The organism is Paenibacillus polymyxa, assembly GCF_001719045.1.
GTDB lineage: Bacteria > Bacillota > Bacilli > Paenibacillales > Paenibacillaceae > Paenibacillus > Paenibacillus polymyxa_B.
Genome location: NZ_CP015423.1, coordinates 283,843 through 306,894, shown reverse-complemented (window position 1 = coordinate 306,894; position 23,052 = coordinate 283,843). Strand labels below are relative to the sequence as shown.

Annotated in this window: 35 protein-coding genes; 30 read left to right on the top strand and 5 right to left on the bottom strand. The window is 40.6% G+C overall.

Annotation, left to right across the window (positions count from 1 at the left end; genetic code table 11):
- Positions 1–80 precede the first annotated feature (80 nt).
- From AOU00_RS01490 to glnA, 3 genes are all read left to right on the top strand, one after another.
- On the top strand, positions 81–1,334 hold the full coding sequence (locus tag AOU00_RS01490) for a methionine gamma-lyase family protein (RefSeq protein WP_069289751.1): 1,254 nt from the start codon (positions 81–83) through the stop codon (positions 1,332–1,334).
- 83 nt (positions 1,335–1,417) lie between these two features.
- On the top strand, positions 1,418–1,831 hold the full coding sequence (locus tag AOU00_RS01485) for a MerR family transcriptional regulator (RefSeq protein ID WP_007430683.1): 414 nt from the start codon (positions 1,418–1,420) through the stop codon (positions 1,829–1,831).
- Positions 1,832–1,948: 117 nt separating this feature from the next.
- Positions 1,949–3,277, top strand: coding sequence for a type I glutamate--ammonia ligase (gene glnA, locus AOU00_RS01480; RefSeq protein WP_013310575.1), 1,329 nt, complete (start codon positions 1,949–1,951; stop codon positions 3,275–3,277).
- A 67-nt stretch (positions 3,278–3,344) separates the two neighbouring features.
- Here the strand turns inward: glnA and AOU00_RS01475 are convergent, their stop codons facing one another.
- Together AOU00_RS01475 and AOU00_RS01470 are read right to left on the bottom strand one after the other, a co-directional pair.
- Positions 3,345–4,532, bottom strand: a complete 1,188-nt coding sequence (locus AOU00_RS01475) for a site-specific integrase (RefSeq protein ID WP_069289750.1) — start codon at positions 4,530–4,532, stop codon at positions 3,345–3,347.
- A 110-nt stretch (positions 4,533–4,642) separates the two neighbouring features.
- Positions 4,643–5,026: a helix-turn-helix domain-containing protein gene (locus AOU00_RS01470; protein ID WP_069289749.1), complete on the bottom strand. Its 384-nt coding sequence runs from the start codon at positions 5,024–5,026 to the stop codon at positions 4,643–4,645.
- Between the two features lie 230 nt (positions 5,027–5,256).
- Here AOU00_RS01470 and AOU00_RS01465 point away from each other — a divergent pair, with 230 nt between their 5' ends.
- The 14 genes from AOU00_RS01465 (at position 5,257) to AOU00_RS26495 (ending at position 13,820) form a co-directional block, all read left to right on the top strand.
- Positions 5,257–5,469 (top strand): helix-turn-helix domain-containing protein, encoded by a 213-nt coding sequence (locus AOU00_RS01465; RefSeq protein WP_069289748.1) that lies wholly within the window; start codon positions 5,257–5,259, stop codon positions 5,467–5,469.
- Between the two features lie 12 nt (positions 5,470–5,481).
- Complete coding sequence (locus AOU00_RS01460) at positions 5,482–5,748, top strand: group-specific protein (RefSeq protein WP_069289747.1); 267 nt, start codon at positions 5,482–5,484, stop codon at positions 5,746–5,748.
- A 251-nt stretch (positions 5,749–5,999) separates the two neighbouring features.
- Positions 6,000–7,121 (top strand): ParB N-terminal domain-containing protein, encoded by a 1,122-nt coding sequence (locus AOU00_RS01455; protein WP_069289746.1) that lies wholly within the window; start codon positions 6,000–6,002, stop codon positions 7,119–7,121.
- Positions 7,118–7,549: an ORF6C domain-containing protein gene (locus AOU00_RS01450; protein WP_069289745.1), complete on the top strand. Its 432-nt coding sequence runs from the start codon at positions 7,118–7,120 to the stop codon at positions 7,547–7,549. Before AOU00_RS01455 ends, AOU00_RS01450 begins: the two co-directional genes overlap by 4 nt.
- A 105-nt stretch (positions 7,550–7,654) precedes the next feature.
- Positions 7,655–8,014 carry a hypothetical protein gene (locus tag AOU00_RS01445; protein WP_069289744.1) on the top strand — a complete coding sequence of 120 codons (360 nt, stop codon included), beginning with the start codon at positions 7,655–7,657 and terminating at the stop codon, positions 8,012–8,014.
- Positions 8,015–8,043: 29 nt separating this feature from the next.
- The gene (locus tag AOU00_RS01440; protein WP_237166257.1) at positions 8,044–8,403 is read left to right on the top strand and encodes a hypothetical protein; all 360 of its coding nucleotides are present in this window, start codon (positions 8,044–8,046) and stop codon (positions 8,401–8,403) included.
- Positions 8,404–8,463: 60 nt separating this feature from the next.
- A complete protein-coding gene (locus tag AOU00_RS01435) occupies positions 8,464–9,162 on the top strand; it encodes a hypothetical protein (RefSeq protein ID WP_069289742.1) in 699 nt (232 codons plus the stop codon).
- Positions 9,163–9,176: 14 nt separating this feature from the next.
- The gene (locus AOU00_RS01430; protein WP_420488436.1) at positions 9,177–9,584 is read left to right on the top strand and encodes a hypothetical protein; all 408 of its coding nucleotides are present in this window, start codon (positions 9,177–9,179) and stop codon (positions 9,582–9,584) included.
- 27 nt (positions 9,585–9,611) lie between these two features.
- Positions 9,612–10,667 carry a replication protein gene (locus AOU00_RS01425; protein ID WP_069289740.1) on the top strand — a complete coding sequence of 352 codons (1,056 nt, stop codon included), beginning with the start codon at positions 9,612–9,614 and terminating at the stop codon, positions 10,665–10,667.
- A gap of 4 nt (positions 10,668–10,671) precedes the next feature.
- Complete coding sequence (gene dnaI, locus AOU00_RS01420; protein ID WP_069289739.1) at positions 10,672–11,628, top strand: primosomal protein DnaI; 957 nt, start codon at positions 10,672–10,674, stop codon at positions 11,626–11,628.
- 116 nt (positions 11,629–11,744) lie between these two features.
- Positions 11,745–12,863 carry a DNA polymerase III subunit beta gene (gene dnaN / locus AOU00_RS01415; RefSeq protein WP_069289738.1) on the top strand — a complete coding sequence of 373 codons (1,119 nt, stop codon included), beginning with the start codon at positions 11,745–11,747 and terminating at the stop codon, positions 12,861–12,863.
- Positions 12,864–13,382 (top strand): DUF1064 domain-containing protein, encoded by a 519-nt coding sequence (locus tag AOU00_RS01410; protein WP_069289737.1) that lies wholly within the window; start codon positions 12,864–12,866, stop codon positions 13,380–13,382.
- Positions 13,333–13,647: a hypothetical protein gene (locus AOU00_RS01405; RefSeq protein WP_172828251.1), complete on the top strand. Its 315-nt coding sequence runs from the start codon at positions 13,333–13,335 to the stop codon at positions 13,645–13,647. The genes AOU00_RS01410 and AOU00_RS01405 overlap by 50 nt, the downstream gene beginning before the upstream one ends.
- Entirely contained in the window at positions 13,644–13,820 is a 177-nt protein-coding gene (locus AOU00_RS26495) for a hypothetical protein (RefSeq protein WP_172828250.1), read from the top strand. The genes AOU00_RS01405 and AOU00_RS26495 overlap by 4 nt, the downstream gene beginning before the upstream one ends.
- Before the next feature lie 82 nt (positions 13,821–13,902).
- Here AOU00_RS26495 and AOU00_RS01400 read toward each other — a convergent pair whose 3' ends face one another.
- Positions 13,903–14,112, bottom strand: coding sequence for a helix-turn-helix domain-containing protein (locus AOU00_RS01400; RefSeq protein WP_061829347.1), 210 nt, complete (start codon positions 14,110–14,112; stop codon positions 13,903–13,905).
- 270 nt (positions 14,113–14,382) lie between these two features.
- On the opposite strand from AOU00_RS01400, the gene AOU00_RS01395 reads away from it, so the two are divergent.
- The 7 genes from AOU00_RS01395 to AOU00_RS01370 all read left to right on the top strand — a co-directional run bounded on the left by AOU00_RS01395 (position 14,383) and on the right by AOU00_RS01370 (position 16,912).
- A complete protein-coding gene (locus AOU00_RS01395; RefSeq protein WP_069289736.1) occupies positions 14,383–14,571 on the top strand; it encodes a hypothetical protein in 189 nt (62 codons plus the stop codon).
- A complete protein-coding gene (locus AOU00_RS01390) occupies positions 14,568–14,750 on the top strand; it encodes a hypothetical protein (RefSeq protein ID WP_061829345.1) in 183 nt (60 codons plus the stop codon). Before AOU00_RS01395 ends, AOU00_RS01390 begins: the two co-directional genes overlap by 4 nt.
- 72 nt (positions 14,751–14,822) lie before the next feature.
- Positions 14,823–15,494, top strand: a complete 672-nt coding sequence (locus tag AOU00_RS01385) for an HNH endonuclease (RefSeq protein WP_069289735.1) — start codon at positions 14,823–14,825, stop codon at positions 15,492–15,494.
- A gap of 42 nt (positions 15,495–15,536) precedes the next feature.
- Positions 15,537–15,707: a hypothetical protein gene (locus tag AOU00_RS26490; RefSeq protein WP_172828249.1), complete on the top strand. Its 171-nt coding sequence runs from the start codon at positions 15,537–15,539 to the stop codon at positions 15,705–15,707.
- Positions 15,708–15,711: 4 nt separating this feature from the next.
- Complete coding sequence (locus tag AOU00_RS01380; protein WP_069291991.1) at positions 15,712–16,452, top strand: DNA-methyltransferase; 741 nt, start codon at positions 15,712–15,714, stop codon at positions 16,450–16,452.
- Positions 16,453–16,481: 29 nt separating this feature from the next.
- Positions 16,482–16,697 carry a hypothetical protein gene (locus AOU00_RS01375; RefSeq protein ID WP_069289734.1) on the top strand — a complete coding sequence of 72 codons (216 nt, stop codon included), beginning with the start codon at positions 16,482–16,484 and terminating at the stop codon, positions 16,695–16,697.
- Between the two features lie 29 nt (positions 16,698–16,726).
- Positions 16,727–16,912, top strand: coding sequence for a hypothetical protein (locus AOU00_RS01370; protein ID WP_069289733.1), 186 nt, complete (start codon positions 16,727–16,729; stop codon positions 16,910–16,912).
- 86 nt (positions 16,913–16,998) lie between these two features.
- Here AOU00_RS01370 and AOU00_RS01365 read toward each other — a convergent pair whose 3' ends face one another.
- Positions 16,999–17,199 carry a hypothetical protein gene (locus AOU00_RS01365; RefSeq protein WP_069289732.1) on the bottom strand — a complete coding sequence of 67 codons (201 nt, stop codon included), beginning with the start codon at positions 17,197–17,199 and terminating at the stop codon, positions 16,999–17,001.
- Between the two features lie 172 nt (positions 17,200–17,371).
- Between AOU00_RS01365 and AOU00_RS01360 the strand changes: the two genes are divergently transcribed.
- The 6 genes from AOU00_RS01360 (at position 17,372) to AOU00_RS01335 (ending at position 20,915) form a co-directional block, all read left to right on the top strand.
- The gene (locus tag AOU00_RS01360; protein WP_069289731.1) at positions 17,372–17,662 is read left to right on the top strand and encodes a hypothetical protein; all 291 of its coding nucleotides are present in this window, start codon (positions 17,372–17,374) and stop codon (positions 17,660–17,662) included.
- A gap of 168 nt (positions 17,663–17,830) precedes the next feature.
- Entirely contained in the window at positions 17,831–18,046 is a 216-nt protein-coding gene (locus AOU00_RS01355) for a hypothetical protein (protein ID WP_172828248.1), read from the top strand.
- A complete protein-coding gene (locus AOU00_RS01350) occupies positions 18,043–18,399 on the top strand; it encodes a hypothetical protein (RefSeq protein WP_069289729.1) in 357 nt (118 codons plus the stop codon). Before AOU00_RS01355 ends, AOU00_RS01350 begins: the two co-directional genes overlap by 4 nt.
- A gap of 124 nt (positions 18,400–18,523) precedes the next feature.
- Entirely contained in the window at positions 18,524–19,162 is a 639-nt protein-coding gene (locus AOU00_RS01345; protein WP_069289728.1) for a hypothetical protein, read from the top strand.
- A gap of 305 nt (positions 19,163–19,467) precedes the next feature.
- Positions 19,468–20,376, top strand: coding sequence for an AAA family ATPase (locus tag AOU00_RS01340; protein ID WP_029515791.1), 909 nt, complete (start codon positions 19,468–19,470; stop codon positions 20,374–20,376).
- A gap of 284 nt (positions 20,377–20,660) precedes the next feature.
- Complete coding sequence (locus tag AOU00_RS01335) at positions 20,661–20,915, top strand: hypothetical protein (protein WP_069289727.1); 255 nt, start codon at positions 20,661–20,663, stop codon at positions 20,913–20,915.
- A 514-nt stretch (positions 20,916–21,429) separates the two neighbouring features.
- On the opposite strand, the gene AOU00_RS01330 is transcribed toward AOU00_RS01335, so the two are convergent.
- Positions 21,430–23,025, bottom strand: a complete 1,596-nt coding sequence (locus AOU00_RS01330) for a hypothetical protein (protein WP_155765221.1) — start codon at positions 23,023–23,025, stop codon at positions 21,430–21,432.
- Positions 23,026–23,052 lie beyond the last annotated feature (27 nt).

Below are 23,052 nucleotides of genomic sequence, written 5' to 3'. Positions count from 1 at the left end.
ATAATGCTCATCGTTCAAAGTGAACAATAATATAACATGAATAGCCTAAGGCTGCGTAAGAGAGAGGGTCAAGAAGGTAAATGGTAGTTTTTAGTCCAGAAATTCAGCAAATTCAGGAAACGGCAGAACATAAAATACAAGAACGTATACAGCACATAGATCATATTGTAGATTCAAATCAGTGGAAGGTAATTCAGGCATTCCAGCGGAAGCAAGTGAGCGATTTTCATTTTGCGGGTTCTACGGGATATGCTTACAATGACCGGGGACGTGAGGTGCTGGAAGAAGTCTATGCGGATGTGTTCGGTGCGGAGGCAGCGTTGGTGCGTCCGCATTTTGCTTCGGGTACTCATACAATTGCCACTGCTTTATTTGGTGTGCTGCGTCCAGGGGATGAACTGTTATACATTACCGGGAGGCCTTATGATACCCTGCACAAAGTGATTGGTAAGCCCGGCGACGGAACAGGATCATTGCAAGATTTTGGCGTTACTTATGGAGAAACCGCACTGACAGCGGAAGGTAAAGTGGACTGGGAAGCGGTGGAGGCTGCTATCCATGCCAATACCAAAGTGATCGCTATTCAGCGTTCACGCGGTTATGATTGGAGAGCTTCGTTTAGTGTAGCAGATATTGAAGAAATGACAGCACGTGTGAAGGAAATAAAACCTGACGTCATTGTCTTTGTTGACAATTGCTACGGTGAATTTACCGAGAAGCTGGAACCTACTCAGGTCGGTGTCGATTTGATGGCAGGTTCGTTGATTAAAAATCCCGGTGGTGGCATTGCTGAAACGGGTGGATATATCTGCGGCAAACAAAAGTATGTAGAGCTGGCATCCTACCGATTAACTGCACCTGGAATCGGTGGAGAAGTAGGTGCCATGTTAGGTACTACACGAGGCATATTTCAGGGACTATTCCTTGCCCCAACACTGGTTGGGCAAGCGGTTAAAGGGAGTGTATTCGCAGCTGCGGTCTTTGAGGAGATGGGATTTGAGACCAAACCTGCCTGGCATGAAGAGCGTACGGATTTGATTCAGGCTATTTCTTTTAGCGGACCAGAACATCTAATTGCTTTTGTACAGGGAATTCAGCGTGCGGCTGCCGTGGATAGCCATGTGGTGCCGGAGCCGTGGGATATGCCTGGTTATGAGCATCCAGTTATCATGGCAGCAGGTACGTTCATACAAGGGGGAAGTTTGGAACTATCCGCAGATGCTCCGATTCGTGAGCCTTATATTGGTTACATGCAAGGGGGCTTAACCTACTCTCATGTTAAATTTGGAGTGCTTATGGCTCTGCAAACGATGAAAGAACGTAAATTATTGTGAGTTTTTCTAACATGTCATTGACACTTTGCATCAGCTAAATGTACAATAAGGTGAATAATAGATCACTGGAAGGTTGATGACAAATGGGCGACGAAATTCGCAGAAATATGGCCTTATTTCCAATAGGTATTGTCATGAAGCTAACGGACTTGTCAGCACGTCAGATTCGTTATTATGAACAGCATAACTTGATAGTTCCTGCCCGTACATCGGGAAACCAACGTCTTTTTTCTTTTAATGACGTAGAGCGTCTGCTTGAAATTAAGGCGTTGATCGAGAAGGGTGTTAACATTGCGGGAATTAAACAAGTCATGAATCCGGTTACCAAGGAATCGGAGGAAGCTACGGTTATTACTGCAGATACGGAAGTCAAACGCCGTGAAATGTCCGATACTCAGCTTCACCGCTTACTGAAACAACAACTTGTTGCAGGCAAAAGACCAGGACAGGTGTCCCTAATCCAAGGCGAATTATCACGGTTCTTCAATAAGAGATAATGCTTTGACTTACCTCTTGGTATAAGGTCGCCTTACTTTAAAACCAGGTCTCATCATTTAAGTAATTTATAGAACAACAGATTCGTATATAGTCGTTACAGAAAGGGAGAGGTTAGAGTGAGTTATAGCAGAGAAGATATCCTTCGGATTGCGAAAGAGGAAAATGTTCGTTTTATTCGTTTGCAATTTACAGATTTGCTGGGCACTATTAAGAACGTTGAAATTCCGGTTAGTCAACTGGAAAAGGCATTGGATAATAAAATGATGTTTGACGGTTCTTCCATAGAAGGTTATGTGCGTATTGAAGAATCTGATATGTATTTATATCCGGATTTGGACACTTGGGTGGTATTCCCTTGGGTAACCTCGGATCGTGTAGCTCGTTTGATCTGCGATATTTACAAGCCGGATGGAGTTCCGTTTGCAGGTGACCCGCGGGGCATCTTGAAACGTGTACTTAAGGAAGCAGAAGAGTTGGGATACACTTCGATGAATGTCGGACCAGAGCCTGAATTCTTCTTGTTCAAAACGGATGAAAAAGGCGAGCCAACTACAGAACTGAATGACCAAGGCGGGTATTTTGACCTGGCTCCGATGGATCTGGGTGAAAACTGCCGTCGTGAAATTGTACTTAAGCTTGAAGAGATGGGCTTCGAAATTGAAGCATCTCATCATGAAGTTGCACCTGGTCAGCATGAAATTGACTTTAAATATGCAGATGCGATTAAAGCTGCCGACCAGATTCAAACGTTCAAGCTCGTTGTTAAGACGATTGCTCGTCAGCATGGGTTGCATGCTACCTTTATGCCAAAACCTTTGTTTGGTGTAAATGGCTCCGGTATGCACTGCAATCAATCGTTGTTTAAGGACAATGAAAACGTATTTTATGATGAAACGGACGAACTCGGATTAAGCCAGACGGCCCGCCACTATATGGCTGGTATTCTTAAACATGCACGTGCAATGGCAGCGATCACGAATCCAACGGTAAATTCCTACAAACGTCTCGTACCAGGTTATGAAGCGCCTTGTTATGTGGCTTGGTCTGCAAGCAATCGCAGTCCAATGATTCGGATTCCCGCGTCCCGTGGTCTGAGCACTCGCGTCGAAGTTCGTAACCCTGACCCGGCAGCGAATCCTTATTTGGCCTTGGCAGTGATGCTGAGAGCAGGTTTGGATGGTATCAAACGTCAGTTGGCTCTGCCAGCTCCGATTGATCGTAACATTTACGTAATGTCTGAGGAAGAGCGGATTGAAGAAGGCATTCCAAGTTTGCCAGCAGACTTGAAAGAAGCTTTGTCTGAGCTTATTCGGAGCGAAGTTATCTCTGACGCACTGGGCGACCATGCTCTGGCCTACTTCTATGAGCTTAAGGAAATTGAATGGGATATGTACAGAACCCAAGTACATCAATGGGAACGCGATCAATATCTGACGCTGTATTAATAGATAGAATCCTGTAAGTATGCGGTTTTTTGGGGAATTGTAATGGGGGACATTTCAGAGGAGGTTATCAATTCTTCTGGGGTGTCCCCCAAACGTCCCCCAACTTCAAATTGTTTGAGCCGAGAATTTTGCTTGTATATTCCTCATATCTATCTATGTTACGTTTCTCTAACTTTTTAGAAATGTGTGCGTATACATCAGATGTAATCTGCACACTACCATGACCAAGCTGTTCCTGGACAAACTTTATATCGGCTCCAGCTTCAAGCATGAGCACTGCGTAGGTGTGACGAAGAGAATGGATACGTAAAACCTCATCGAGACTAGCACGTTTCAAGATACGCTTAAATGCGTTAAATAGTGTTGACTTCGGCATAGGACGCCCGTCATTCCGGCATAGAACGAGATTTAAATCATGTCGGTACATTGTTTCTCCAAGATTAATTTTATTCTGATTCTGCCAACTAGCATGATATTTCAAATCGTTGATTAGAGATGTACTTACACTGATTGTTCGTTTTGATCTAAAGGTTTTTGTTTCCCCGAATAGCTCGTCCTCGTTATCAGGTTGAAAATCCAAAGTTTCATTAATGTGAATTTTTTTCTCCTTAAAATTAATATCAGACCACTTTAAAGCAGCGGCTTCACCCTTACGCATGCCAGTCTCCAACAGTAACTTGAAAAATATCCAGTAGATATAACCATATCCTCTTGCTGTATAAAGAAAACGAGGAATATCCTCAGAATCAATGAAATCAATAGTTTTTTGTTTCCTCTCTCCCTTAATAATTGATCCTATGCATGGATTACGTTCTAACTTTCCTTGAATTACTGCGAGTTCTAAAGCACTGTAAACTGTTGAGTTAATTATTTCGACTGTTCTTCGGCTTAAGTTTTTTTCTAAACAAGCATCTAAAAATTTTTGGTACATATCTGGTTTTAAATCTTTTATCATTAATTGTTTAAAATAAGGCTTGATGTGTGTTTTTAGATTATTCATATGTTGTTTAAGTGTGTTTTTTCTAACATCTCCTTTTTTATAGTTAATGATCCAACTTTCTATATAATCAACGAGAGGCATATCAATCTGTTCGTAGCCTTGTTTTATTTTCTTTAAAAATTCTGCTGCAGCTAACTCTGCTTCCGGTTTTGTACGGAACCCCCGTTCTGATTTCTCCTTTTGCTGCTGTGTAAACGGATCGGTGTACTTTAACCGATACCGCCATCCACTCTTTAATCTTTTAAAGTTTGCCATATTTATTCCTCCAATGGAACATGCGTTCCGTTTTTTGTGTATGTTAAACCGCCTCGCAGCGGTGAAAGCGCAAAGTGAATATTTAAAGAAGCTATTTTATTCAAATACAACTAATCTTTTTTGTTCTTTTTAGCATCCCAGAACATAGCTTCCATGACCCGTTTAATTTTTTCTTTGTCATCTTCTGAGATTAGTACGCCGTCGAACATTACCGGCACATCTTCTTCAAGTATTGTTTTAAAATCTCGAATGTCCTTTGATGTGGCCCACTCTGGGTACTGGAGATCATCGGCTTCTGTACGGCCAAGGAGGTAATCTACAGTTACATCAAAATACTCGGCTAATTTTGAAGCCACCTCAGTATTTAAGGTTCGGCTTCCTTTTTCAATGTTGTATAGAAATTGAGGGGTAATTCCTAAAAATTCCGCTACTTGTACTCCTGATTTCTTTTTTGATTTTCTAATCTCTCTTATCCGGTTAGGATAACTAGACATGTCCTGTGACCGCTCCTTTTAAACTAATTGATGAATTAATGATATCAACAAATAGATTAAAATACAAACAGCAAATAGATTAAAAAGAAGCAAATAGGCGAAAAAAAGAGCATTTATATTAATCTATATGATTAATAATCTAAAATGCTTCAATTTGAATCTATTTGATTAATTTTTCGTTTGATTTAATTAATCAAATAGATTAATATTGATTCAACGGAGGTGATGAAATGAAGGTTTCTGAACAAATGAGGCCACTTATAAATGAAAAAGGATTAAATCCTTCTGATTTAGCTCATTTAGTTGGATGTTCCCCGCAGTACATGCACAATTTGCTAAATGGAAGTCGTCGGTGGAACGAAACCACGCTTAGAAAAGCTTGCGATGCTTTGGGGCTGGAGATCAAGCTGGTTCCCAAAAAATTAACAGAAAGCAACAGTTAAGGAGGGATGAACATGTTGTCAGTCAGCATTGACGAAAAAGAAGCCTTTCAACTGGTCAAATCGAAGATAGCGGAGGTCTTAAAAGAAGCTGATGTAGAGTACGTATTTTGGGATGCGGCTGAATTAAAGCGTCGCACATGTATGAGTTGGAATTTCATACAAGAGCAATTTTTTTTTCATCCCGATTTTCCAAAGCGAAAAGTGAGCAGCAAATGGTACTTCCCTGCGAGGGAGACTCGGAAGTTTTTGGAGCAATGGCTGCTAGATCAGCCTAAATGACGACTACCGCTGCCGACTCTCGATTACTTAGTTGAATCAAAACACTCAAGAAAGAAGAAATAGTATGACTATACCCAATATATGACAACTGGATAACCGACTGAATGATATAAAGAATGTAAGCACGTTCTACTCCATCAACAACTAGCGAGAATATCTATACAAAATAGCACCTCTTTCCTTTGATGATTTGATAAGCTACAACAACTTACATTTTATCACAGAGGGGATGTAAAGAAAGGAGAATCAACTTGCAAGTTGACATTAACAAAATCAAGGTCAGTGATCGTATCCGCAAAGATTTTGGTGGAATTGAAGAACTGGCCCGAGATATAGAACAAAACGGACTCATTAACCCTATTGTAGTAACACCGGATTATCAGCTTATTGCCGGAGAGCGGCGTTTGAGAGCGCATCAGTTCCTTGGACGCTCAGAAGTGACAGTAAGAATTATGGAAATCAAAGACTTTGAACATCAGCTTCAGCTTGAGATTTCTGAAAATGAACATCGTAAAGAGTTCACTTTTTCTGAACGAGTAGAATGGGCGCGGCGACTTGAAGAGGCCGAACGTTTGAAAGCCAAAGAGCGCATGGCTGGAGGTACGGAAAATTTTCCTGACCAACCTACCGGGCAAGTACGAGACATTGTAGCGGATCAAGCAGGGTTCGGCTCTGGTAGACAGTACGATAAGGCGAAGTTCATCGCTGAGAATGCCACACCGGAGATTATCCAGCAGCTTGATGAAGGATTGATTAGCACTCATAAAGCGTTCGTGGAGACAAAAAACCGATTGGAGGCCGCTGTCCGTGAAGCCGAAGAGAGAGCGGAGCAAGCAGAACTTGACAAGCTTGAGCTGCAAAGACAGTACAAGGATGCCATTCCTGCGGATCAACTTGAGGATGCCGTATCTGCGGCTGTAGAGCGTCATGAGGAAGAAACAGGCATTTTCATTCGTCAAAAAGAAAAAGAGGCAGAGGCGCAGCTCAAGCAACGCGATGAATATTGGAAAAACAAGCTCAATGATGATTTGGAAAAAGAACGTTTAAAGGTTGAACAATTGAAGAGTGGCTACCAAAGAGCTAAAGAAGAACTTGAGACTATCAAACTCCAGCAGCCAGACGACTTCAACGAACAGGAGGCTGCTGCTCAAATGAAGAAGCTTCGCTTTGAAGCGGACAGTAATACGATCCAAGTGAGTATCCATGTGAAACAGTTTCTGCAAAAGGTTGGAATTACTTCATTCATGTTGGGTGCAATAGGCAGTGCAAGTAGCTCTGAAAAGAAACGGTTGTCTGAAAGTTTGGACATGTTGGAAGCCTTTATCGAACAGATTCGTCCAGCTGTAAACAGCAGAAAGGTGGTAGAAAAATGACGCTAATTAATCCTAATCAACAGCCAGATTTCTTGTCTGTAGTTGAAAAGCAAATGCAACTAACTGAGGCTCAAGGCATGGCGATTCGTGGTCTTGTGGACGGTATTAAGCAAATGCATTTGGATGTTACTGAAAAAGTGGAAGAAGTTCAGATGATGGTTCAAGAGGTTCGGGATAGCGTGACGCTTACAGATGCTGAATGCTATCAGTTACAGGATGCAGTAAGAATCAGGTCCATTACTCTCACAAAAGATCGTTACAAGGAGACAGATGAAAAATTTAACGAAACGGTCGGAAAATATCGCCGCATGATTTGGAGTAAGTTGAAAGTTTTGTTCTCAGTTGCGAAGTACAGTCACATCCGGCGTATTGATTTTGATGATTCCATTTACTTCGTTAAAGACTTTCGTCCAGAAGACTATATCTAAGAGGTGAAGGATTATGACTCTACCGGAACTGGCTCGTATCTGGTTCGAAAATGAATTACAGCATGCCATTATCGTTCGTAACATCCGGCGTAAGGACAAGTCAAAATGAGCAGCAAGATTTACTCTATTCCAATCGTGGATGATGAAGGCATCAAGTTTACATTAGATCAACCAGCAGACTCACTTATAGCCGCTGTATTACTCATGAATCGCTGGTTGAATTGTCAACATTCAGTAGATATTGAGATGCTAGAGCTAACAGAGCAGGATAAGGAAAAGCTTTCTCTTCAAAAGGAAAAAGAACTTACTGAACAAAAGCTTCAGGCCATTTATAAAACTCAATATGCTATTACAGATAGTCCATGGCCTAATCACGTATGTATTCAGAAGATGAAACCTTTGAAGGAACAAGAAAGGCAATTGAAGGCTAAAATATCCGAACTTGAGGCGGAGATATGGAGCTGAGAGAGTTGGACGATCATAAACGATCTAGAGTGCTTACAGCGCAATTACGTGAGTTATATGAAGACAGCATTGACGCTATCAAATTCGGATTATCGACTGACGAAATTCATGCTCAAATAGATTTGCTTACTGCTGAATTAAGTGAACTTGAGGAATTTAAAAATGAAGAATATGAAGGGCTAGAGGCTCCTAAGAAATCAGGATACAAGATATCCGGTAAAGGAATAGGTTGCTGCGATCATTGTGGTAAAGAGATATTCGAAGGTCAGAAACACCCCATTCCAAATGAAGAAGGACTTTTCTGTAATTACTATTGCCGTAAGTTATACCGCAAAAGAAAAGACAGAGAAGCCCAGACAAACAATCGTGCTACCAACACGATCATTTAATAAACATTTCAACGGCAGTATATCACGTAATTTAAAAATTGAAAATAGGAGCGTAATAATATGAACTTAAATAATTTAGTAAATGATGCGATGCAAACAATTCAAAAAGACGGTTTTGTTGAGGAGGTCATTAAAAAGCAACTTGAGACTACTATCAAAAAAGTGATAGAAGATTACTTTGGCAGTTACGGAGATTTCCGTAAAGAGTTAGAAAATCATGTAAAAGAGCAATTGCAAATCGATATGAGAAAACTGGGTATAAGCGGATATAACCTCATGGTTTTGAATGAAGTTAAATCTCAGCTGAATGCGGCTCTCCATATTCAAGGTGTGCAAAAAATTAAAGAAAACATGGAACAAATGCTTGTCGGTATTAAACCTGAATACAAGTTGTCTGAATTGATTGAAGCAATGAAGAAAGATGAGAATGATGACCACGAACGAGATGGTGAAAAAATATCTTTCATTTTGGAAGGCGAGGAGGATGGGTATCGTCACATCTATTTTGATCCAGAAAGCGAAAGTAGAGATTCGTGGGGTTCTGAAAAATCAAAGTACAGATACAAATATCAACTCCACTTGGACAAAGAAGGACACGTCTATGACTCTAAAATTGATGGTCAAAACCTTTCCAATAACAAAGATATTATGACATCGTTCTACCATTTTGAAAAATTGATGTTCCAAATTTTTGCGACTGGAGCCAAGGTTATCGTGGATGAAGACGAAGTTGATACTTATTACGGCGAAGAATATTAATAGAGGGTTAAGGAGTGGCTGCATTGTCTCTACAAAAACAATATACGCTCGGAGAGCTTTATAGTCTTGCGGATCAATGCAGCCATGATTACCCTGCTACCCTGGCTCGTAAGATTGAATTGTTGACAGAAGTCCAGGTTATCTTGGGGCGTAAGGCTGCTGATGCCGTAAGAGAGTATAAGCGGATCTATGCTGAGAGAAAGCGTGTTTATGCAGAAGCGTATATTGCGGCAGAGAATCTTAGGGAGCAGCGAGCGGAGTTGGCGGTAATCAAACTTCGCAACCAAGAAGCAGATGCTGAAGCTGATAAGGTCCGCTGGAGTAATGCTGTAGAAAGTAATGACCAGGTAATAAACTCTTTAAAATATAGCCTCAAGGTTCTGCTAGCGGAGTTTGGAAACAACGCCAGCGGAACTAGATAGTAATCAGAAAGTACCGGGGTGAGGTGAGTGGTAAGTCCCCAATTAAAAGACGGGTTCATAGGAATAGCCAACAGCATTTGGGATGAGATCATAAGCCGGAAGTTTACTGAGAGGCAGCAAAAGATATTAAAACTCATTTTGCGGCTTTCCTACGGATGCCAGAAGAAAAGTGCAACAATCCCTCTACTAACTAATTTTGAGCTGTGTGGTGTACGTATACAGGATGCTAAGAAGGAAATTACCTATCTGAAGCAGTGCAAAGTAATAGAGTGGGATGGCAAGCAAATTTATTCTTTAAATAAAAATTATGATGAATGGCGTGTAAGTCTCGTTAAAGAATGGAACGAGGAAAAATTCAAAGAACTTATTTCAATAAATCTTGCTGTATATAAAGTTACGAAAAGTGTAAGTAAACAGGCGGGTGATGAAGTGAAAAGTTACGAAAAGTGTAAGTCAGGAGTTACGAAAAGTGTAAGTGGCGACTTACGAAAAGTGGAAGTCAAAGAGGATGAAAACCCTTGTGGGAGTAAGGACGAAGGCACTCCTAAAGACATGTTTAAAGACAATATTAAAGACAGTAGTTGTTGTTTAACGTCTGATAATGAAATCAATTCCAAAGATGAGGGGATACCGTCTTCCCGGCAAGGTACCGTTCCTGCCACTTCTGAAACAGATACTGACTCTGAACAGAATGAAATATCATCTTCGGATATTGATTATCGGCAGGCTGTAGCTGATAAATATCTTCGTCGTCGTGGGAAGGGCCTAGAAATAACGATTGCTGATGATCAAACGATCGACGAGCTAATCAAAGAAGGTGTACCACTTCAAACTGTTTTAGATGGCATTGACCAGGCATTTGACAATTTCAAACCCAAGCATAAGCGCGACGAGATTAGAAGTGTAAGCTACTGTGCTACGGTCATTTATTCACTGCATGCATTTCATCAAACTGCTGATCAAAGCGCTGTCACAGTTGAGTGTGAACAGGAAAGTGATTCTGTGCTTCAATCGGACGAGCAATACAACACGGATGATTTACAAAAAATGCTGGCTAAGTTAAGAGCAAAGCAGGGAGGCTGATAATGTGGGAAGCTTCCAAGAAGAATTAAAGGCTTTAGTACCTTCACGATTTCACGAACGCCAAGCTGCTGCCATTCAGCACATAGAGAACCACCCTGAGATCCAACGACTAAAACAGAAATACCCTGATCGGACAGCAGATTTAACAAGTCCAAGGCACTACAGGGATGTATCACAGCATCTTTCATACTGCGATGCATGCGACGCTTGCCCCGGCTTAAAAGCATGTCAAAACGAACAGAAGGGGCACATGAGCGTTGAGGAACCGAGTCCAACCCAATCGGACGAGCTGGTATTCCGGTTTCGGAAATGCGATTTGCTGAAGCAGTATGAGAAGCAGCAGGGAATCGGACAGAGGATCAAGAGCCACTATATACCATCACACATACTGGAGGCTACCTTTGATGACATAGAGCCAGATCCGCAGAGGCTGGCTGCGATCACGGCAGCAGTAATATTCTGTAGCACGTTCGTTCCAGGTGAAACGGTTGAAGGATTATATCTTTATGGGCAAATGGGTGTGGGCAAGAGCAGGATTGCCGGAGCAATTGTTCAAGAGCTTGCAAAATGTGATGTAGATGTACTCATGGTCTATGTGCCCGACTTTTTGCTAGAGGTCAAGGACGCTATCGGTTCCAAGACGGAAACGGTGGAGAGCAAACTGGATGCTCTCAGAACGGCGCCTGTACTCATACTTGACGACATTGGAGCTGAAACGCTTACCACATGGACGAGGGATGAAGTGTTGGGGCCTATACTCCAGCGGCGCATGGAGAGGTTACCGACGATCTATACGTCAAACCTAACTATGATTGAGTTAAAACAGCACTTGGCGAATGTGAAAGACAGCAAGCCGAGCGAACAGAAACAGAATGACAAAAAAGCGGCCCGGATCTTTGAGCGAATAGAACCATTTGTAAAGATACTGCCGGTGGGTGGTAGAAATAGACGGAGGGATTAAGGGTATGTGTAGCACTTGCAGCGGCAGTAAGGTGGCTTATCAGTTCAAAGGCTCCATCGTAATGCTGGGACCTTGCCCAGAGTGCAATCCTAATGCGAAAAAGGAGATCAAACCTTATGAATATAGTAGTGGACAGTTCTCTATTAGCTGAGGCTTTAGAAGATGCCAGCAAGGCAATTTCAACAAAAGTAATAATCCCCATATTGAGTTGCTTTTTGATCGAAGCAACGGAGGACAGGGTAACCGTTACTGGTACCGATGACCGAGCAACTATCCAATCATTTGTCGAGGAAAACATAGACATCAAAGAGACTGGTTCCGCGGCACTGCCCAAAGTTCTATTGGATATTCTCCAGAAGATCAATGGGAAAATAGAACTGCAAGTTAAAAATGGGGATCAAGTCACCATAAAGTCACGGAATAAGGAGATTGAGATTACTGGAATGCCTCCAGAAGAATATCCTGCTCCTCCAGAGATAAATGAAAATGAGTTTGTTGAGATTAAGGGAAAAGACTTAAAAAATCTAATCAAAAAGACAGTTTTCGCGGCAGATATAGACGGAAAATCATTGCCTATCATTACAGGGGTAAACGTTATTCTTCAGACCGGGAAAATTCAGATGGTGGCAACGAACCGACACCGACTGGCCCATGCTGAGAGAGAATTTGATATTGGAAATATCGGCACGGCTGTTATTGAAGCTAGAGGAATAATTGAGTTACAGAAGATCGTAAATGACAACGATGAGGTAGAATTCGGTTTTTCCAAGTCTACTAGCGGAGAAGTGATATATGCGTTCGCACGAACAGAAAGATTTATATTTTATTCTCGTGTCCTAGAAGGTATTTATCCTGATACAACCCATGCTATGGCTATTAAATTAGTTACCGAAATAACTGTTAACCGAAAAGAACTGATCGAATCATTGGAGCTTATTTTCACTCTGGCGAAAGAGGAAAAAAATAACGCTGTCACATTCTCTGTTTCAGAAAAAGAAATTAACATTCGAGGTAAGGGGAAGGAAACGGGCAAGGCAACAGAAAGCATAACACCAATCAGTTTCAACGGAGAAAATTTCAACCTGACGTTGAATGCAAAATATGTGTTGGATGCATTGAAGGTCTTAGAAAACGATGTAATTACACTCGGGTACACTGGTTCTTTAAAACCTCTCACTCTTCGGAGTGACGAGTCTAGTTTCTACATTGTACTCCCTTATAGGGTGGCTGGATAGATGAGTAAATACAATGCCAAAAAAGTGATTGTTACAGCCGATGGAACACTATTCGAGGAATGGTTGGTAAAGAAATATAACCTTGATGTAACTGGTATTCGCTTCGACAGCAAAATGGAAGGTGAGTACTATCAGGAATTGCTCTTGCAGAAGCAGCTGGGGGAAATAAAGGATTTTGTCTGTCAGCCCAAATACGTCTTACAGGAAAGCCCGAAGGTGACCTACATTGCAGATTTCCTTGTTACTGATCTTGACGGAAGCCAGCGAGTAATTGACATAAAGGGAGTTGAAACGGCTACCTTTAGAGTGAAGCTGAAGCTTTTCCTACTAAAATACCCGACTTTACCAATTGAAATACTTGTAAAGCGGCGTGGCGAATTTATCCCTACACAGCAGGCCAAGAAAGAACGGGCAGATCGAAAGCGAGCAATCAATAAATTAGTAAAACGAGCCGAAGGAGAGATTAAAAATGTCAGAACTGGCCGGAATAAAAGTCAGATTCACCGTAATCAAAAATGAGGATGCTGAGAAATACCTTGATGATCGGGATAAAAGTGAGTTGTCCCGCATTCTTTGGAAGATCCAAGAGTTGCGACATCTGAATGGAAAGCCAGCTTTAAATACCTATCTGGTAGTTAACATCGACGAAACATATGCGGCTGATATAGTCCACATCATGCAGGCTAATAACCATTGGGGACCAGTGATTGACCCTAATCAGGCGGAGTTGAAGTATGACGGAGATATGCTTATTCTACCGGAGACGGAGGAGGCGATTAAATGAAGCACTCTCAAAATGAAATTGAACGTCCAGAAGTAACACGACGGATCATAGAATTGCTGGACAAACAAAATGAGAAAGGCCTCAAGAAGTATGGAACCACCATAGACCAGGTACCAGATATGTCCTATGACTGGAAGCTCATGGCGCTGGAGGAGGCAGCTGATTTAATTTAGTACCTTCAGAAAGAGGTTATACGGCTTGAAAGACTTCTTAATCCGATTTAGGCAAAACAAAAGGAGCATAGAGGGTTCTTAATTAATCCTCTTGCTCCTCAGTAATAAACAAATCTTCAATGGTAACATCTAGCGCTTTAGCGATAGCAAATAAATGCCAGGCTTCATGGCGACTATTTTTATCAAATCTACTAATTGAACCTTGTGGAATTCCAGTCATTTCAGACAATTCCATTTGAATGATACCTTTCTTTTTTAACAAAGGCGTCAAATTCGGTTTCACTTTAAGCAATGCAATTCACCTCTCAGTCGAATTATACGATACCGAATATTTATTAGCAACATGCATTGACTCTATATTCGATATCGTATATTATTAGGTCAAGAACTACAATTCGATATACGATACAGAATAACGTATCAAGTCCACAGCATTGCGAGATTCTCAGGCGAGATTGATACAAGCCAAATGATCAACTCAGGAAACTTTTCCTACGCTCTACATTGTATCCGAACGAGCAACATTGTACTGGAACCAAAAAACGTAATGGAGGCATGGTGTATGACAGAACAAGAAATGGATGAGTTCACTACAGCATTGGTGGAACGTTACGTGAATATACAAAAGTTCGCTTCGCTTAACAGCGAATTATTAAACATATGGAATGAGGTAATTGATACCTTACCGCCTAAAATAAAGGGTGATTTTCAAGAAAAATATAATCGGCGCATAAGGGAGGGATGCTTGTGAAAAAGCTCGATTTAAACAAGCTCGAAGATGAGCCTGTTGAGGTCCAGCAGGCTGTAGCTTTCTACGCATCACATACGATAAATAAAGTGCGTGTAACAACGGAAGAAAGGTATAAACATTATTCCGTTTTAGAGGAAGTGGGGTTGCTCAAACCTCTAAAATCCGTAGTGGAGCCGTAGTGGTTTAGGCTCAAAATATAAGCATAAGCAAAGGAAAAACGAATTTAAATTGTCGGAAAGGTGGCGAGGGGAATGTCCCATCAAACATTTTGGAAGCCGGAGAAAAAGCCCAAGCAAAAGAAGGCTTACAGCAGCCTTGGACAACGGAAAAAGGATAAAAAACCTGTTCCTGAATGGAAGAAAGATATTCTCTCTCACCACCAGTCACGGCCTAATACCAAGGAGCGTGGAGAATTCCCGAAGGATGTAATAGCGGAACTGATTGCTGATTCAAACGGAATCTGCGAATGCTGTAAAGCTGCCGAAGCTACAACTACTCATCACGTTTACCCACGCGGCAGGAAAGGACGTGGCGTAAAGACGAACGGACTACGACTCTGCTGGCCTTGCCATGATCGGATACAAATAAATGAAGAACTCCTTCAATTTTGGATATCGGCATTCCGTGATAAATACGGCGATTACTTTTGGTTCGATGAACAGGATTGGGAAGAGCACAACCGTAAACTGGCGGCGCGGCAGCGTGTGGAATTCGATAAAAATGAACGCTTGGAGAGCATAAAGCCAGTCATTGAACTGATTACTTCAGCGGCAGGACGAACTTTGAAAGCTAGGGAAGTGCGTTTGTTGGAAGCGATGGATGATAAAGAAATGCTTGTTTTTACAAATATGATATCTGATGCCTTGAACAATTTTAGTAAGCCGGCTCCATCTTATGGTTATGGAGAACGTTTCGAGGATTAAACAGTATAGCCCCATAGGGGATAAGAAGGAGGGAACAGCACAATGAAAATAAATATCGAATCGCTAAAGGCAAAACTTATCAACCAGTCGGAGCCAGTACAGGTAACATCAATTGATTTTAATAAGGGAACCTTCACGTGGGATTACCAAGGGCGGTATGAAACGGAGGAATCGTTTGATTATGTTGAACATTGGGAAGCCGAGGATGTCTGAACCAATGTTAAATCAAATAATAAACGCCAACTGCTTCGATGTATTCCCAAGCATACCTTCAGGTAGCGTGAACATGATCCTGTGTGATCTACCGTTCGGCACAACAAAAAGCCCGTGGGATGCAGTCCTGCCGTTTGCCCCTCTATGGCGGCATTACGAACGGATCATAAAGGATAACGGAGCGATTGTCCTGTTCGCCAAGGCACCATTTGATAAGACGTTGGCAGCCAGCAATCTCAAGCTATTCAGATATGAGTGGATCTGGGAGAAAAATAAGGCGACCGGGCATTTGAACTCGGCAAGCATGCCGCTGCAGGCTCATGAAAATATCTTGGTGTTTTATAAGCGGCCTCCTACTTATAACCCGCAAATGACACAAGGCCACAAGCCGATGAACAAGGCGACAAATAACCATAAATCAACTGTGTATGGTTCCGGAACACCTTGGACAAATGAAGCTGGTCAGACTGACAGATTGCCCCGGAGCGTGCTGTATTTCCCAGTCGTTAACAATGACGACCCGGAGCGAATACACCCCAATCAGAAGCCCGTGGAGCTGTGTGAATACCTTATACGCACCTACACGAATGAAGGTGAAACGGTGCTGGACAATTGCGGTGGGAGCTGCGTCACGGCTGCAGCAGCTATCCGTACCAACCGTAAATACATTGTTATCGAACGAGACAAAGATTTTGCTGAAGCTGGTATACAGCGCATTGAGAATATGCAATTAACACTATTTTAGGGCATCCCCTATATCAAAGGAGAGATAACGTGAGTAAGCGGGTCTGTAGTAACTGCCCTAATGAAATCCAGCCAGATACAGAGCATTTCGTCGTTGACGGCAAAGTATACTGCACTGATTGCGTTCAGACGCAACCATATACAGCCTATACCTACTATATCAATGGCGAATTTATGGGAACCTCAGAAGGTGATGATGTGCAGCATATTGAGTCTTATGAAGATGATTACGAGGAAGAGACCTAAGCCTACTACCTATAAAGGAGAGATAAACAATGAGGAAATACAAAGCGTATGGAACAGTAGCGGTGAGACAGTTGGTATATCTAGGAGAATACGAAGGGAATAGCATACGTGAGATTGGAGCGCAGATTCGGTCTGAAAAGCCCAAAATGAGCCTAAGCCCACAAGAAATAGAGGAATTAGGGGGATTAGAGCTGATTGACATAGATATTAGATAAATCAAAGAGGGTTGAGGCATAACAGCCTTTACCCCGTACTCTAAATCCCTTCAGATTTATAAAACTACTTGCAACTACCAATTCAATTATAACTGAGAGAGGTATTCTATACCTTCTGTAATTATAAAAAATCCCAAAACGATAAATATAAAATAAGCAAAAAAAGTTAGAGCTTTTAGTGTCGTTTTTGGAATTCTTTTTTTTGCTTCTGGATCACGAGTGATTATAAAAGCTCTGAATGCAGCATAAAGCGGAATACACATAAGAAGTACTGTTAAAAGGTTCATATTTTTCTCCTAATTTTTTGAATTTAATTTTACCAGATTTAATTGAGGTGAACAATATGTTAAATGAAGTTGTAGTAGACAATATGAGATCCGAAGTTTTAACTCAACACTTATGATGATTAAACCAATACAGGGTGTAGGACCTACACCCACTAAGGGAGGATGAATGAGAATGAATGAATTGCAGATAGCGGAAACAAAGGGTCTTGTGGATGTTCGTGTGTACCAGATATGCGAATGCGACGCTGTAGCCGCCTATTCGTTGGAGGAAGCCAAAGAGTGGTACAAGAGTTTAACCGGGCTGGAGGACAGCGACCTTTACCCAGATGAAGAAGTAGAAATTGTCAGTATGAATCTTCAGGTTTATGAGGATGAAGACAAGGTTGGGATGATAACAGTCCGAGAGATCGTTAATAATCGTTGGCTAGGGGAACCGCTGTTGGCATTCACATCGGGAATGTAACCAAAACATCATACATGGGTACTCATGCCTTATGGTTTGGGTACCCACTAAGGGAGGATGAATGGTATGCCGGAAGTATTTAAAATGCCAAAGTATCCATGTTCATTCTGTAAAAAAAGAGAGTCTACCCAGCTATGCGATTTCGTCATTGGGTACAGTTGGACCAGCATGAAAGATGAAAGAGGTCGCATGATCGGAGGGCAGCATCAGACTTGTAACAACGGAATGTGCAAGGAATGCGCTACGAATTACACGGGATTTGAATTTTGCCCTTCTTGTGTGCAGTTGTACAAATTGATTCAGGAAAAGCACGACCGTAGGCCAAATAAATTTCTTGCTGATGTTGCTTTCGGTAAATATGAACCTGGGGAGGAACAACAATGACAGATAAACCAGACTGGGAAAAACGCATGGATTACTGGATACTGGAAGCCGAAAAAGAAAAGAATCGGGCAGATGGTGCAGCAAAACGACTGTATTTTTTGGAAACCGAAAATAAAATATTGAAAAATAATATAAAGGTACTCGTCGATACTCAAAAGGAATCTGAATCCCTGATAGCCGAGCTGAAGCAATCCAAACGATTTGAATTAATTCGTAAAATTCGAGAAAAAGCAGATAAAGACACCTATGCTCTCGCAGAAGAATGTGTCCGGCTTGAAAAAGAGTTAACTGAAGCTAATGCAGAGATAGCCAGGATAAGAGCTCTCCTTCATCCTACAGGAGACACCCCATGATAAGAGCCTATACCTCTATATTATGCGCATTACTGTTATATGTGGGTGTAGTCAGTATAGATAGGTATATGTTGATTGAGCAGATTATACCGGATACATTTAGTTTTGCAAGGAGTGAACAAATATGGATAACGAACAGTCTGTAATTATACGTAGCAAAGAAGATGATTCTGCCGATACTCAGAAGATAATCCAGGTAAATTTTTTCGATGATCTTGAACAAGATGATATTCGAAAAACGAAATGGTTGCTGGGCAAATACGCTGATCTAGTCGATGTGATAAAAAATTATGAATATTCCCTCCAACAGATTGAAAATGGAATGTCGGCCTATGATATACTCGCGGCTGAAGGATCGGTTGCTAAACGGGTAACTGGGCAAGAATTAACGGCAGATGTGACAGCTAATACGGTTATCCTCAAGGATCAGCGTCACGTGAACTATAAATTTTATAAATTCATCACAAATAACGTTAAATTTGCAGTAAACAATATGCGCGACAAGCACGAGGGATTGATAGCCAAACTGTTGTTTCTAGATGGCATGAAATATCTCAAAGCACAACAGTACATGAAAAACGGTTATCGCAGTGATATTCCAAGTATTTCAGAAACTACTTTTGCGGACAAGCGGCGCAGAGCCATTGCCAATATAGCAAACAGTCTGAAAATAAATCGCACTTTGGATCTTGTGGTTATAGACTACGGGAGAGGGCGTAACCGGGAAGGTGAAATCGGACTGAGGATGCCAGAAGTAAATTAGACCGTAAGGGCTTAAGCCTTTGCGGTCTTAACTTTAGGTGTCTAAAGTTCTAGACTGAAAATAAAGTAATAGTCTTGAGGGTGCTTCATTAAGCTAACGGGCAGATTAGCACAACCAAGATAAGATAAGTAGATTTCGTCTGCTATAATACCTACATCGACTATGAATGGAAGGGGATTGAGCAATCAATGCTTTTAAAAGAGGAAGCTCCCACATTATTGAGGGAGGTTTACTAGTTGAAAACTTCAAATTGAAACGGAAGAGAAAACATAAGAGCAGGTTAGATGAATTACGGAGGAATGAAAATGTATTTAGATAAATTCATATTGCCTATAGATGAAGAATCCTCATTGATAGAACAAAGAATGGCATACAATGGCGGTAGGTTTGGATATGTCGACGAAACTTACCCATGTGGCATTTTCTCAAAAAATCGGTTTTCCGAATTGAGCTTTTCAAAAATCACAATTTTATATGGAGGAAACGGCTCGGGGAAAAGCACACTTCTAAATCTCATAGCGAATAAATTGGAACTAAATCGTATTGCACCATTCAATTCAAGTGAATTGTTCAGTTCATATGTTGAACATTGTAAATTTGAACTTGGACTTGACGACGAGGGATTTAAACATCGAATTCCAAATGGAAGCAGGATAATCACAAGTGACGATATTTTTGATTATATGCTTACAGTCCGCACAAACAACGATGAAATCGTGGATAGCACAGAAGATATAAGATCGGAATGGGGAAATCTGAAATTCGGCAATACAGTGAAAATGAATAGCATGGATGATTATGAAGCATTGAGGTTACAGGTGCTCTCAAGAAAAAAATCAATTTCACGCAGGGAGTTTATTCGCAGAGTCGCCGGCACCGAAATTAAACTGAACAGCAATGGGGAGACAGCCCTGAGTTATTTTAATTCCAAATTTAAAAATGACACATTATATTGTTTGGATGAACCGGAGAACAGTCTATCTCCTAAAATGCAGCTTGAACTTGTCAAAATGATAGAGGAAATGGCTCACTATTGCGGATGTCAATTTATCATTGCAACGCACTCACCGTTTTTACTGGCGATGGAGTTTACAAAAATATATGATTTAGAAGCTAATCCAGTCGACATAAAGCAATGGTGGGAATTAGAAAACCCAAAAGTGTACTTTGATTTTTTCAATAAGCATAAAGGGCTGTTTCTACACAATAAGTAGAGAAACAAGATTTGAACAAAAATATATCCGCCGCGTATATTAAAAAAATTTGAGCTTATTTATTTATCGCTGATTACGCTAACGGGAAACGTTAGTTCAATGGAACAGCGACAGTCTAGGACTTTTTTTCGTCCTTGGTTGTCGCTGTTTTCAATTTCTAGGCTCAGTCTACCACTTTATTTTCTGCTGATAGTAGGAACTAGCAAATCCGTAGTAGGTACGGAGTAGAAAGGATTTACACTTTATTCAGGAACAAATTAAAACTATTTTAGGAGGCAATAAACATGGCACATAGTTACGCTTACTTGGACAAGGAAAAAATTCTCCATCTCCATCCATTGGTAGATGAAGCAGTTAAGCATGGCAAGTATGTGGGTACAAATCTGGATTACGACGAAAGCGGTTTTCCGGTTATCGGCGGCGAAGGTGTAATCTATTATGCAGACAAAGACACAGCTTATGTAAACGGAAATGAGGATAATGGCAAACAAATTGCTATACCAAGTGGCCTTAAAGCACTAGCCGGTCAACTTCTGTAATCGTTAAGATTTAAATGTGGTGGCGGAATAGACGCAAGGCCCGATACACGCCTCGCCCACATCGAAACTAACTACAACTAATTGGAGACAGCCGTAAAGAGGGTAATAACACCCCATCAATAAGGGCGGCAGATTGTTCCGCACGTAATGCGGACTATAGCGATTGACGGTAATCGCTGTGAAATAATTCCCGTTGGGAACCATACCGCATGTATATGGGGGCGGCAGTGGCAAGCGCATGACGGAGGGTTAGGGCGTATTTAAAACTAAATCGGAGACAGGACTCAGAGGGTAATATAAACCTGGATCAAGAAGGATGTCCACTGAAGGTCCATTGCAGGCATGGCGGATTAGCGGTAGCAGCATGTTACAAATTACCGCTTAATAACATGCTGCCTGTACTCAAAGTTATAAGCACATCAAAAAGCAGCTGATGGATTGATCGGTTACACACTCGATGAGCGTGTTAGAACCTGAGAACCATCGGCTTTTGTTATTTGCCTTCAAAGTAATATTAGCGCAGTGCAGTTTGAAACAATGTCTCCCTCATATTATTACTGTGTTCCAGTATCTTATCTTTAATGTATTGAGGTCTTTTAGGATACAAAGAGCTAGAAAATAAGAAATTTTTAAAAGAAGTATAAGGAGCAAGTTGTTTTTTGTTCTCAAGATAATGAGATGCAGGTGACGAGGCTTTTCTAGAAATTAACTCTAAAAAGAATTCATACTCTTCTATATCCATGTGAATAATTCCCTTGATCGGTAAATCAGACGCATCAATCATCTGATCAATCATCTCTTCAAAAGGTTTAAGCGTAGGATAGTACCCGAATGTAAGTGATATTAGATATATTTTGGAAATACCATTCATAATTTGATGAGATCGTGTCTTCAATTCGCTTAATCGGTTTTGCATTTGATTTATAGGGTCTATAGCAAACCTCTTTGTATCCGACTCAATAGCAGGTTTAACTCCAAAAAGTGAGTCCATCTTTAAACGATAAACCTTTGCTTCTACTGCTAACAAAGTGTCTTTAACTCTTATAAGTGCATCAGGGGATTTATTAGATCTTTTATTTCCATAACTAAATTCAGGAATAAACTCATATGGAATATTGTTCTTTCGGCTCCCAAGTGTTTCTTTGGTTATTATCTCCACGTATTTTTCGAAACATTTTCCGAAAAAACTTATTATTTGTGTACTGTTTTTAGGGGAGGTTTCTCTGATTTTAAAATATAAATCACTTAAAACTTTATCAAATAACAGCGATAGATTTATAGGATAAAAATTTCCGTTTTCTAATTTTAGTAATGGTTTCTGACGAAACAAAGTATAATCCCATGGATTGTTTATGGATGTTTGAGCCCATATTTTTGCGTCTAGAAATGAAGTAGAAATTTCATCAATTATTTTCTTTCCTAAATCTGGATTATGAGTTTTATCAAAATAATTAATAGATTTATTCCAATCAGATCTTATAGCGGCATTGCTAGTTCCTTTATTTAGAAAACCAGCAATAAGACCATAAATTATAGCTAGATAATCCTGTATTGAGTAACCATATTTATCAGAAAACATCTTGTTAATATCTATAAAGTCCTTAGATACAAAATTATTTTCATTTTGGGCTATTTCTCCAAAAATTAGAGAAGACCTCGCTAAATCGGAACCTAGATTTGACTTATTGTTAAACACAGAATTTGAGAAAAAATAATTATTTGCTTTCTCCTCCGATATCTCATCACACAGGTAATCAGAAACAGCAATACAAAGATGAATGATCTGGTTTACTCCAATAATTGGATCTACGCTTTCGTTGATTGAGTTGTAATTTCCATAAACGAAAAACCATTTCCATAATGTTAAAAGTCCTTGCTCTGAATATAATGAACTATCACCTAAAACTTGAGATAGATCTTTGCTTCCTATGCTTTTAAGATAATCGAGAAATATCTTTCTTATTTCAAGGTTTTCTCCCCCATAAGAATTCATTTGTGACAGTATTATAAATACGCCGCCAAGTGGAACTTTACTAATTTTTTTAATAATTTCTTCCTTACTATTTTTTTCCCCGCCTGTTAAGTCACTTAAAGTGGTATAGGTTTTCACGTAATTAGATGTGTTTATCAATTTAGC

What these genes read in the sequence shown, in the direction of transcription:
- AOU00_RS01490 (WP_069289751.1), top strand. Translation starts at nt 81, where the DNA reads ATGGTAGTTTTTAGTCCAGAAATTCAGCAAATTCAGGAAACGGCAGAA.
- AOU00_RS01485 (WP_007430683.1), top strand. Translation starts at nt 1,418, where the DNA reads ATGGGCGACGAAATTCGCAGAAATATGGCCTTATTTCCAATAGGTATT.
- AOU00_RS01475 (WP_069289750.1), bottom strand. Translation starts at nt 4,532, where the DNA reads ATGGCAAACTTTAAAAGATTAAAGAGTGGATGGCGGTATCGGTTAAAG.
- AOU00_RS01470 (WP_069289749.1), bottom strand. Translation starts at nt 5,026, where the DNA reads ATGTCTAGTTATCCTAACCGGATAAGAGAGATTAGAAAATCAAAAAAG.
- AOU00_RS01465 (WP_069289748.1), top strand. Translation starts at nt 5,257, where the DNA reads ATGAAGGTTTCTGAACAAATGAGGCCACTTATAAATGAAAAAGGATTA.
- AOU00_RS01460 (WP_069289747.1), top strand. Translation starts at nt 5,482, where the DNA reads ATGTTGTCAGTCAGCATTGACGAAAAAGAAGCCTTTCAACTGGTCAAA.
- AOU00_RS01450 (WP_069289745.1), top strand. Translation starts at nt 7,118, where the DNA reads ATGACGCTAATTAATCCTAATCAACAGCCAGATTTCTTGTCTGTAGTT.
- AOU00_RS01445 (WP_069289744.1), top strand. Translation starts at nt 7,655, where the DNA reads ATGAGCAGCAAGATTTACTCTATTCCAATCGTGGATGATGAAGGCATC.
- AOU00_RS01435 (WP_069289742.1), top strand. Translation starts at nt 8,464, where the DNA reads ATGAACTTAAATAATTTAGTAAATGATGCGATGCAAACAATTCAAAAA.
- dnaN (WP_069289738.1), top strand. Translation starts at nt 11,745, where the DNA reads ATGAATATAGTAGTGGACAGTTCTCTATTAGCTGAGGCTTTAGAAGAT.
- AOU00_RS01410 (WP_069289737.1), top strand. Translation starts at nt 12,864, where the DNA reads ATGAGTAAATACAATGCCAAAAAAGTGATTGTTACAGCCGATGGAACA.
- AOU00_RS01405 (WP_172828251.1), top strand. Translation starts at nt 13,333, where the DNA reads ATGTCAGAACTGGCCGGAATAAAAGTCAGATTCACCGTAATCAAAAAT.
- AOU00_RS26495 (WP_172828250.1), top strand. Translation starts at nt 13,644, where the DNA reads ATGAAGCACTCTCAAAATGAAATTGAACGTCCAGAAGTAACACGACGG.
- AOU00_RS01395 (WP_069289736.1), top strand. Translation starts at nt 14,383, where the DNA reads ATGACAGAACAAGAAATGGATGAGTTCACTACAGCATTGGTGGAACGT.
- AOU00_RS01385 (WP_069289735.1), top strand. Translation starts at nt 14,823, where the DNA reads ATGTCCCATCAAACATTTTGGAAGCCGGAGAAAAAGCCCAAGCAAAAG.
- AOU00_RS26490 (WP_172828249.1), top strand. Translation starts at nt 15,537, where the DNA reads ATGAAAATAAATATCGAATCGCTAAAGGCAAAACTTATCAACCAGTCG.
- AOU00_RS01380 (WP_069291991.1), top strand. Translation starts at nt 15,712, where the DNA reads ATGTTAAATCAAATAATAAACGCCAACTGCTTCGATGTATTCCCAAGC.
- AOU00_RS01370 (WP_069289733.1), top strand. Translation starts at nt 16,727, where the DNA reads ATGAGGAAATACAAAGCGTATGGAACAGTAGCGGTGAGACAGTTGGTA.
- AOU00_RS01365 (WP_069289732.1), bottom strand. Translation starts at nt 17,199, where the DNA reads ATGAACCTTTTAACAGTACTTCTTATGTGTATTCCGCTTTATGCTGCA.
- AOU00_RS01360 (WP_069289731.1), top strand. Translation starts at nt 17,372, where the DNA reads ATGAATGAATTGCAGATAGCGGAAACAAAGGGTCTTGTGGATGTTCGT.
- AOU00_RS01355 (WP_172828248.1), top strand. Translation starts at nt 17,831, where the DNA reads ATGAAAGATGAAAGAGGTCGCATGATCGGAGGGCAGCATCAGACTTGT.
- AOU00_RS01350 (WP_069289729.1), top strand. Translation starts at nt 18,043, where the DNA reads ATGACAGATAAACCAGACTGGGAAAAACGCATGGATTACTGGATACTG.
- AOU00_RS01345 (WP_069289728.1), top strand. Translation starts at nt 18,524, where the DNA reads ATGGATAACGAACAGTCTGTAATTATACGTAGCAAAGAAGATGATTCT.
- AOU00_RS01340 (WP_029515791.1), top strand. Translation starts at nt 19,468, where the DNA reads ATGTATTTAGATAAATTCATATTGCCTATAGATGAAGAATCCTCATTG.
- AOU00_RS01335 (WP_069289727.1), top strand. Translation starts at nt 20,661, where the DNA reads ATGGCACATAGTTACGCTTACTTGGACAAGGAAAAAATTCTCCATCTC.